This is a genomic window from Moorena sp. SIO2C4, assembly GCF_010672485.1.
Taxonomy (GTDB): domain Bacteria; phylum Cyanobacteriota; class Cyanobacteriia; order Cyanobacteriales; family Coleofasciculaceae; genus Moorena; species Moorena producens.
The window spans coordinates 1-1757 of record NZ_JAAHGN010001317.1; the positions used below are offsets into that span (position 1 = coordinate 1).

The 1757-nt window shown below is 41.5% G+C and carries 3 protein-coding genes; 2 read left to right on the top strand and 1 reads right to left on the bottom strand.

Going from position 1 to position 1757, the window contains the following annotated elements; genetic code table 11:
* On the top strand, positions 1–765 hold a 765-nt coding region (locus F6K20_RS37030), incomplete at its 5' end, for a pentapeptide repeat-containing protein (protein WP_287298199.1).
* A gap of 79 nt (positions 766–844) precedes the next feature.
* Here the strand turns inward: F6K20_RS37030 and F6K20_RS37035 are convergent.
* Positions 845–997 carry a hypothetical protein gene (locus tag F6K20_RS37035; RefSeq protein ID WP_287257066.1) on the bottom strand — a complete coding sequence of 51 codons (153 nt, stop codon included), beginning with the start codon at positions 995–997 and terminating at the stop codon, positions 845–847.
* Positions 998–1449: 452 nt separating this feature from the next.
* On the opposite strand from F6K20_RS37035, the gene F6K20_RS37040 reads away from it, so the two are divergent.
* Positions 1450–1737, top strand: coding sequence for a hypothetical protein (locus F6K20_RS37040; RefSeq protein WP_287298201.1), 288 nt, complete (start codon positions 1450–1452; stop codon positions 1735–1737).
* Positions 1738–1757: the final 20 nt, after the last annotated feature.

Here is a 1757-nt window from a genome sequence, read left to right on the forward strand (position 1 = left end):
TCTAATTTGATTCGTGCGAACTTGAGTGGTGCTAACCTCAGTGATGTTAAGGTGATTGGTGGGAACCTCGGTAATGCTAACCTCAGCAATGCCAACTTCAGTAGTGCGAAGCTAATTCGTGCCAATCTTAGTGGTGCCGACCTTAGTGGTGCCGACCTAAGTAATGCGAACTTCAGTGGTGCCTCTCTGTATAGTGCCAACCTCAGTAATGCCAATCTCAGTAGTGCTAACCTCAGGGGTACTGAGCTGAGTGGTGCCAATCTCAGTGGTGCCGATCTGCGGGGTACCAAGCTCAGTGGTGCCAACCTCAGTGGTGCCAACCTCAGTAATGCCAAGCTGATTGATAGCAATCTCAGGGGTACTGAGCTGAGTGGTGCCAACCTCAGTGGTGCCAACCTCAGGGGTGCCTCTCTTTATAGTGCTAACCTCAGTGGTGCCAACCTCAGGGGTGCCTCTCTTTATAGTGCCAACCTCAGTGGTGCCAATCTTAGTGGTGCCAACCTTAGTCTTGCCAACTTGTGTCCTATGAGGGTGTCTGGTACCGATTTTAGTGCTGCAAACCTCAGTGGCGCTAACCTTGGTGGTGCCTACTTGTATCGTGCTGACCTTAAAGATACCGATCTCAGTAGTGCCAACCTCACTGGTGCCGATCTCAGTAGTGCTAACCTTAATGGTGCTGACGTGAAAAATGCCCGATTCGGATATATTGTAGGAATTGATGAATCCACAAAGCTTAAGCTAATTAAAAGAGGAGCAATTTTTTAGAATTTTCCAGGTGAACCCTCTGAAATTAGTTCTTGAAAACTTACCAGTTATGTGTATTAAAAAAGAGCGATCGCCTAATTTACCTAACTGGTAATTCGACTGATAATTTATCTGTATTAAAAAAGAGCGATCGCTCTTTTTTACCTAACTGGTAATTCGTCTGATAATTTATCTGTATTAAAAAAGAGCGATCGCCTAATTTACCTAACTGGTAATTCGACACTAATTTCATTAGCTATATCCAATAACAGTCAAACGGTTAACCTTTAACCATCAACAACCTTGTTATTAATAACATAAATCAGGTTTATCAACAATAATTTCGGGACTTATAAAGGGATTTTAACCTAAAAAAAACTCCTAATTTTCAATGCTTAAGCTAAGCTTTAAACAAAGCGATCCATCACGTTTTTAAAACGTTAATGTTCAGGGGAAGCAGCCATGATTTCTAGGTGGCCACCATTGTAGCTAAGGGCTAAGCAGCGATAAGTTTACAATTTATTGAGTAATGTTTCATAGTTTTGCTAACTGATAGCATAGCGTTATATTCCTGATAATGCTGGGGTGAAGGGAGTGATGGTGATGGGGAGAGTGCTTGTGAATTTTAATTATTTTAGCAGTATAATTTAATTATAAGGAGAATTTTAATGAATCAAACAATGACACTAATCAGGAGTAACGATTATGAAAGATTACAAGAACAACGATGTAGTCAACTCTTATGAAATTGTCAACCGAGAGGAAGGGTATACTCACAACCGTAATACTGAAGAAGTCTTGTTAGCAGACCTGACTGGAATAGAAGACCCTGACCGGATTTTTGAGGGTGTGGTTGACCGTGACACTGGGATGGGACGCACCTTGGAGAAGTTGAGAATTAGCAAACTATCCGGTGGCAATGTGACCGGTGGCGATATTTATGATAAGCTCTTTTTTTTGTTAACCCAACATTCACAATCTAAGATAAGATGACCAAGATTAATGAGATAGCT

Coding starts and splice junctions, on each gene's coding strand:
- F6K20_RS37035 (WP_287257066.1), bottom strand. CDS start 997: ATGAAATTAGTGTCGAATTACCAGTTAGGTAAATTAGGCGATCGCTCT.
- F6K20_RS37040 (WP_287298201.1), top strand. CDS start 1,450: ATGAAAGATTACAAGAACAACGATGTAGTCAACTCTTATGAAATTGTC.